7 protein-coding genes are annotated in these 6,689 nt (G+C 44.5%); 6 read left to right on the forward strand and 1 reads right to left on the reverse strand.

Annotation, left to right across the window (positions count from 1 at the left end):
• The first annotated feature begins 4 nt into the window (after positions 1-4).
• From atpA to murA, 6 genes are all read left to right on the forward strand, one after another.
• The gene (gene atpA, locus HGJ98_RS16215) at positions 5-1,513 is read left to right on the forward strand and encodes a F0F1 ATP synthase subunit alpha (RefSeq protein WP_291352672.1); all 1,509 of its coding nucleotides are present in this window, start codon (positions 5-7) and stop codon (positions 1,511-1,513) included.
• A gap of 24 nt (positions 1,514-1,537) precedes the next feature.
• Complete coding sequence (gene atpG, locus HGJ98_RS16220) at positions 1,538-2,383, forward strand: ATP synthase F1 subunit gamma (protein ID WP_291352694.1); 846 nt, start codon at positions 1,538-1,540, stop codon at positions 2,381-2,383.
• Positions 2,384-2,419: 36 nt separating this feature from the next.
• Positions 2,420-3,817: a F0F1 ATP synthase subunit beta gene (atpD, locus tag HGJ98_RS16225; RefSeq protein WP_291352674.1), complete on the forward strand. Its 1,398-nt coding sequence runs from the start codon at positions 2,420-2,422 to the stop codon at positions 3,815-3,817.
• A gap of 3 nt (positions 3,818-3,820) precedes the next feature.
• Positions 3,821-4,228 (forward strand): F0F1 ATP synthase subunit epsilon, encoded by a 408-nt coding sequence (locus tag HGJ98_RS16230; RefSeq protein ID WP_291352676.1) that lies wholly within the window; start codon positions 3,821-3,823, stop codon positions 4,226-4,228.
• A 176-nt stretch (positions 4,229-4,404) separates the two neighbouring features.
• A complete protein-coding gene (locus HGJ98_RS16235) occupies positions 4,405-5,076 on the forward strand; it encodes a hypothetical protein (protein WP_291352678.1) in 672 nt (223 codons plus the stop codon).
• A gap of 108 nt (positions 5,077-5,184) precedes the next feature.
• Positions 5,185-6,444, forward strand: a complete 1,260-nt coding sequence (gene murA / locus HGJ98_RS16240) for a UDP-N-acetylglucosamine 1-carboxyvinyltransferase (protein ID WP_291352680.1) — start codon at positions 5,185-5,187, stop codon at positions 6,442-6,444.
• Between the two features lie 63 nt (positions 6,445-6,507).
• Here the strand turns inward: murA and HGJ98_RS16245 are convergent.
• Positions 6,508-6,689, reverse strand: a 182-nt coding sequence (locus tag HGJ98_RS16245; protein ID WP_291352682.1) for a hypothetical protein, incomplete at its 5' end; no start/stop codon positions are given.

Below are 6,689 nucleotides of genomic sequence, written 5' to 3' on the forward strand. Positions count from 1 at the left end.
CAGAATGAACTTGCGTCCAGAAGAAATAAGTTCCATTATTAAACAGCAAATCGAACGATATGATACTGCTGTTGATATCGTAGATGTTGGGACAGTTATCCAGGTTGGAGACGGAATTGCTCGTGTTTATGGTCTGGAAAAGGCTATGGCTGGAGAGCTTCTGGAGTTCCCTGGAAATGTCTACGGTATGGCAATGAACCTTGAAGAAGATAATATCGGTTGCGTTATTCTTGGTCCCTTTACAGGGATTAAAGAGGGGGATCAGGTCAAGAGAACTGGGCGGATCGTGGAGGTCCCAGTCGGTGAGGCTTTGATTGGCCGCGTTGTTAATGCTCTTGGTCAGCCCATTGATGGCAAAGGGGAGATTGTGACAGATAAGTTTCGTCCGATTGAATCCCCAGCATCAGGTGTTATTTCTCGGAAATCCGTCCATGAGCCGGTTCAAACGGGTCTAAAATCGATTGATGCTATGGTCCCTATTGGTCGTGGTCAGCGTGAGTTAATTATTGGTGACCGTGAAACAGGTAAAACCGCTGTAGCAATCGACACGATCATTAATCAAAAAGGTCAAGACATGATTTGTATTTACGTAGCTGTTGGTCAAAAAGCATCTACAGTTGCCAGCGTGGTTCAGAAATTAGAAGAGCACGATGCAATGAAATACACGATTGTAGTAGCTTCTACAGCTTCCGAATCAGCGCCAATGGTCTATATTGCGCCTTATTCCGGTGCTGCCATGGGTGAAGAATTCATGTATAACGGCAAGCATGTCCTAATTATTTATGATGACCTTTCCAAACAAGCCGTTGCTTACCGTGAGCTTTCACTGTTGCTCAAGCGCCCACCAGGACGTGAAGCATACCCTGGAGACGTTTTCTACCTCCACTCCCGTCTCTTAGAGCGGGCTGCCAAGCTTTCGGATGAACTTGGCGGAGGGTCAATGACAGCACTCCCGATTATTGAGACTCAAGCTGGTGACGTGTCGGCCTATATTCCTACGAACGTTATTTCCATTACTGATGGTCAGATCTTTTTAGAATCAGACCTCTTTTATTCCGGTTTCCGGCCAGCAATCAACGTTGGTCTTTCCGTATCCCGGGTAGGTGGAAGCGCGCAAGTTAAAGCTATGAAACAGGTTGCTGGTCAGCTCCGTTTGGACCTCGCCAGTTATCGTGAATTAGCTGCATTTGCACAATTTGGCTCTGACTTGGATAAAGTTACCCAGATGCGTCTTAACCGTGGAAAACGGACCATGGAAATTCTCAAACAAAATCAGTATGCTACATTACCCGTTGAGGAAGAAGTTGTTGTTATTTACGCAGCGGTTAAAGGTTTTACTGATGATATTGATGTTGAGAAAATCGGGAAATTTGAACAAGAATACCTGCGCTTCATGCGCTCCGTGAAGGCTGACCTGTTAGCTAAAATTCGCACAGAGAAGGCGCTTTCCAACGAAATGATCGCTGATCTTGAGAAAGCTATTAATGAGTTTAAGCAGGGGTTTGTAGCCTAGATTAAAAAGGAGTAGGTGAACGAGGTGGCAGGAGTACGCGATATTCGTCGCCGGATCCGCAGTGTACGGAATATGCAGCAGATCACCAAGGCGATGAAAATGGTTTCCGCAGCCAAACTCAGAAAAGCCCAACAAAAACTTGGTGCTGCCCGTCCATATGCCAACCAATTACAAGGGGTTCTGGAACGTCTAGCACAAGCTCCTGGAGATACAGTTCATCCGCTTTTAGTAAAGCGGCCTGTACAAAAGGTGGTTTATGTGTTAATTACGTCAGACCGTGGTCTTTGCGGAGGATATAATGCAAACCTGATTCGCATGACCGCTGGTTTGATCGCCGAAACACCGCAAGAAGTTAAGTTGGTGACGGTTGGCCGCAGAGGTCGAGATTTCTTCCGACGCGGTAAAACAGAGTTTTTGGCTGAGTTTGTAGCGCTTGGAGATGAACCAAGTTATAATCAAGCGAAAGAAATAGCCCAGGAAGTAGTACGACTCTATGAGCAAGGTGAAGCGGATGAGGTTTATCTCATGTATACCGAGTTCGTAAGCGCCATTACTCAGAGACCTACACAAGTCAAATTACTTCCCATCGAAAAGCCTGAAGGCAAACAAAGTAAACAGTATATTTTTGAACCGTCTCCAGACGAGATCCTGGCAAGCTTGTTACCGAAGTATGTGGAAACGCAGATCTTCCGGTCAATCCTTGAAGGAAAAGCAAGCGAACAAGGGGCTAGGATGACGGCCATGAGTTCGGCAACAGATAATGCCAAGGACATGATTGACCGGTTGTCGCTGGCCATGAACAGAGCACGACAGGCGGCGATTACTAAGGAAATATCTGAAATTGTCGGCGGAGCAGCTGCTTTAGAATAAGCTGCCGGAAATACCCAATAAGGAGGTTTCGCGCCTGTGAAGAACGGCAAGGTTTTGCAAGTCTTGGGACCGGTAGTTGACGTTATGTTTGAGCCTGATGAACTGCCGGAAATATATACTGCCATCAAGGTTATAGTTCCCGAGAAGAAGATTAATATCACCTTAGAAGTAGCCCAACATCTCGGGAATGACACAGTACGCTGTGTTGCAATGTCCTCGACTGACGGTCTGCAAAGGGGCATTGAGGCGATAAATACTGGTGCACCTATTACAGTTCCTGTCGGCCCCGCCACATTGGGCCGAATGGTTAGTGTTTTAGGAGAACAAATTGATGGCGTTGGGGACATTAAGTCGGATATCAATTATCCGATTCACCGCCCAGCTCCGGCTTTTGAAGATCAAGAGCCATCTACCCGGATTTTGGAGACTGGTATTAAAGTTATCGACTTATTAGCACCCTATTCTAAGGGTGGAAAAATCGGACTCTTCGGCGGTGCTGGTGTTGGTAAGACTGTATTGATTATGGAACTTATTAACAATATTGCTAAGCAACACGGTGGTATCTCAGTATTCGCCGGTGTTGGAGAGCGGACTCGTGAAGGAAATGACCTTTATCACGAAATGAAAGAGTCAGGCGTTATTGATAAGACCGCTATGGTGTTCGGACAAATGAACGAACCACCAGGAGCTCGTCTCCGTGTCGGTCTGACAGGATTGACTATGGCTGAGTATTTCCGTGATGAACAAGGTCAAGACGTGTTGCTCTTTATTGACAACATCTTCCGCTTCACGCAAGCTGGATCTGAGGTTTCGGCTCTGCTCGGTCGGATGCCTTCCGCCGTTGGTTATCAACCGACGCTGGCTACAGAGATGGGTCAATTGCAAGAGCGGATTACCTCCACTCGTAATGGATCTATTACATCCGTACAAGCAATTTACGTGCCCGCTGACGACCTGACTGACCCTGCTCCGGCAACAGCGTTTGCTCACTTGGATGCTAAAACAGTTCTGTCCCGGGCTATTGCTGAAATCGGGATTTATCCCGCTGTTGACCCGTTGGACTCAACCTCACGGATTCTTTCACCTTTAGTACTCGGTGAAGAACATTATGCCGTTGCTCGACAAGTTCAACAAATTCTGCAAAAATACAAAGAGCTGCAGGATATCATTGCAATTCTGGGTATGGATGAGCTCTCCGAAGAAGAAAAACTCATTGTGGCCAGAGCTCGTAAGATCCAGCGTTTCTTGTCACAACCATTCTTTGTTGCAGAAAACTTTACGGGTTCACCTGGAAAGTATGTGCCTTTGAAAGACACAATTCGTGGCTTTAAGGAAATTGCGGATGGGAAATATGATGACATTTCAGAGGCAGCCTTCCTTATGGTGGGCCCCATTGAAGAGGTCATTGAAAAAGCCAAGAAAATGGGGGCGTAAGCCATGGCAGGAACATTCTCTCTACGCATAGTCTCTCCAGAAGGGAACTTATTGAAGGAAGATGTTGAGTTTGTTGTTCTCCCAGGTGGAATGGGTGAGTTAGGGATTTTACCAAACCACGCACCCTTAATTGCAGGTCTGGATGTAGGGGTTATACGTTACACCCGCTCAGGTTCAACTAAGCATGCTGCGATTGCTGGCGGATTTGTTGAAGTCGTTGACAATCAGGCTATCGTACTCGCAGATACTGCAGAACTTGGTGAAGCAATTGATCTTAAACGTGCAATGGAAGCTAAAGAGCGTGCTACGAAACGATTAGCTGCTCGCACCAACGAAATTGATGTGCGACGCGCCGAGTATGCTTTGCGAAGAGCTATAGCACGGATCAGTGCTTCAGGAGATAAAAAATAAGCTAATATAGCTTAACTTCATAGTTAGATGATGAAGGCCCTCATAACTGGGGGCTTTTTTCTGTTTTTATTTAGCAAAAATAATAAAAAATAAGTAAAAATCGAGATGAAGAATGTTAGCTTTCTCACTATTTGGTAAAACTAAGATTGATACCAGAAAGAGAGAGAGGAAACAATATGCTCGCGAGTTACGGAGCCTTAAATGCTTTTCGTACAAGGCATATTAGGGCAATAGTAATATCAATCATCTGGGGGCTAATGATTGGCCTTGGAATCTATACTAATGCGATAAGTTCAATCAAAGAAAATAAAACGATTTATCTAAGTAAGCCAGAGGTCCCCCTATTACTGAACTCAGGATTAGCAGAGTCTGAGAAGGCAGATGTTAGCATAATTCTATGGTTTGAAAATAGTGAAATACCATTTAATATTTTAACAAGTAAGCCCACATTGGATTGGGTATGGTCTTATAAAGAACTTCAGATACCAAACGAAAAAGGTTCATTTACACTGACGGGGCAACATCTAATAGATAAAAATGAAGAACAAATTCTATTTGCATGGTATACTACTATGGCGCCACAAATTGAAAGTGCAGGCGGCAGAATTTATCTGGATGAGCGTGTCCCACAGACCATAGATATATCAGCTTATCTGAGCCAGATAAATGCCATCCCTACTCAATATATTCTCTCGGATAATATAATGTCTACTGCGGCTTATCAAGATACAATAGAAACAAGTGTTATGGCCGGTCAAGACAAGATTAACATCCAACTATTAAGTCGTGGTAGAAATATGGAGGGGCAATCTGTTCTAGCAATTCCCGTTTTGCTCAAACAATTCTAGAGTTTACTATAAGAAAAAAGTCGAAATTATGCAGGAAAAGTAATAGGCTAAATAGAATATTATCAAGTCGTAAAATAAATAGGCTAGGATAGGGGGTGTCTTCAGAATTTGAGTAAGCTTACAGTTACAGGCGGTAAACCACTTGAGGGGACAATCACCGTAAGCGGTGCAAAAAATGCAGTTCTTCCAATTATCGCAGCAAGTTTGTTATGTAAAGAACCAATAAGGTTAGATGACGCTCCGGACTTGTTAGATGTTAATGTAATGAATCGGGTAATTTCAGCGTTGGGAGCAACGGTGGAGCGCAACGGCTCAACACTGAACATCCATGCCCGTGAGATAGAAAGTATTGAGGCCCCCTACGACCTTGTTTCTCAGATGAGAGCGTCCATCGTCACTATGGGCCCGTTATTAGCTAGAAAAGGCCACGTACGAATTTCTCATCCTGGGGGATGTGCTATTGGGTCTCGTCCAATTAATTGGCATCTTAAGGGCTTGGAAGCTTTAGGTGCTGAGGTTAAAATGGATCATGGGTTTTTAGATGTGTCAACAAAGGGTTTAAAAGGAGCTCGAATTTACCTAGATTATCCAAGCGTAGGAGCTACAGAAAATATAATGATGGCTGCATCCATGGCCCAAGGAACAACATTGATAGAGAATGCTGCTCAAGAGCCAGAGATTGTTGATTTGGCCACCTTTCTGAACGAGATGGGCGGTAAGGTACGGGGCGCAGGCACCAGTATAATCTATATTGAAGGGGTTCCAGAATTTCATAGTACGACTCACACAGTGATTCCAGATCGTATTGAGGCAGGGAGTTATTTGCTTTTGGCTGCAGCAACAGGGGGAGATGTCTTAGTTCAAAATGTAATAGCCGACCATTTAAAGCCATTGATAGCTAAGATGGAAGAAGCAGGAATTCGCATGATGGAAGAAGATGACGGGATTCGAATAAGTGGTAACGGAATTTACAGCGCCGTCGATATCAAAACTCAGGTTCATCCGGGATTTCCTACAGATTTACAGGCACCCTTTATGGCCTTTTTAACACGGGCAAGGGGAACGGGTTTAATCACTGAGACGGTCTTTGAAAATCGCTTTATGCATGTCGATGAGCTCAAACGAATGGGAGCAGATATCAAGATTGAAGGCCGGAGCGCTATTGTTCAAGGAATAGAACGCTTAAACGCCGCACCAGTGACTGCGACGGATTTGCGCGCTGGAGCAGCCCTTATACTGGCAGCCTTGACCGCGGAAGGAAAAACAAGTATTCGAGGGATTCATCACATTGATCGAGGCTATGAAATGGTTGAGAAAAAACTGTCTCGACTAGGTGCCAATATTATTCGAGAGGAAGAGTCGGTTTAATAGCAGTATTCCTCATCATAGGGGCAATTCATGAATTACCCCTACTAAAGAACAAGAAGTAGATTATTCTGCTCTTGTTCTTTTTGCATCTATTCTATGCCATATTCTATTACCCTGTTGCATAGATTTAAGCAAAATGCTTGTACTGCAGGAGGTTTCAATGAAAAAAGACTGGATATGGCTAATTGCATTGTCAATCTGCATAGTTTTCGTGATCCCATGGAGCGTCGTGCGCTGGCATAAGG

It is taken from the genome of Desulfosporosinus sp. (genome assembly GCF_014237355.1).
GTDB lineage: Bacteria > Bacillota > Desulfitobacteriia > Desulfitobacteriales > Desulfitobacteriaceae > Desulfosporosinus.

Bases quoted from the DNA above. Each gene is read 5' to 3' on its own strand.
- atpA (WP_291352672.1), top strand. From the start codon at position 5: ATGAACTTGCGTCCAGAAGAAATAAGTTCCATTATTAAACAGCAAATC.
- HGJ98_RS16230 (WP_291352676.1), top strand. From the start codon at position 3,821: ATGGCAGGAACATTCTCTCTACGCATAGTCTCTCCAGAAGGGAACTTA.
- HGJ98_RS16235 (WP_291352678.1), top strand. From the start codon at position 4,405: ATGCTCGCGAGTTACGGAGCCTTAAATGCTTTTCGTACAAGGCATATT.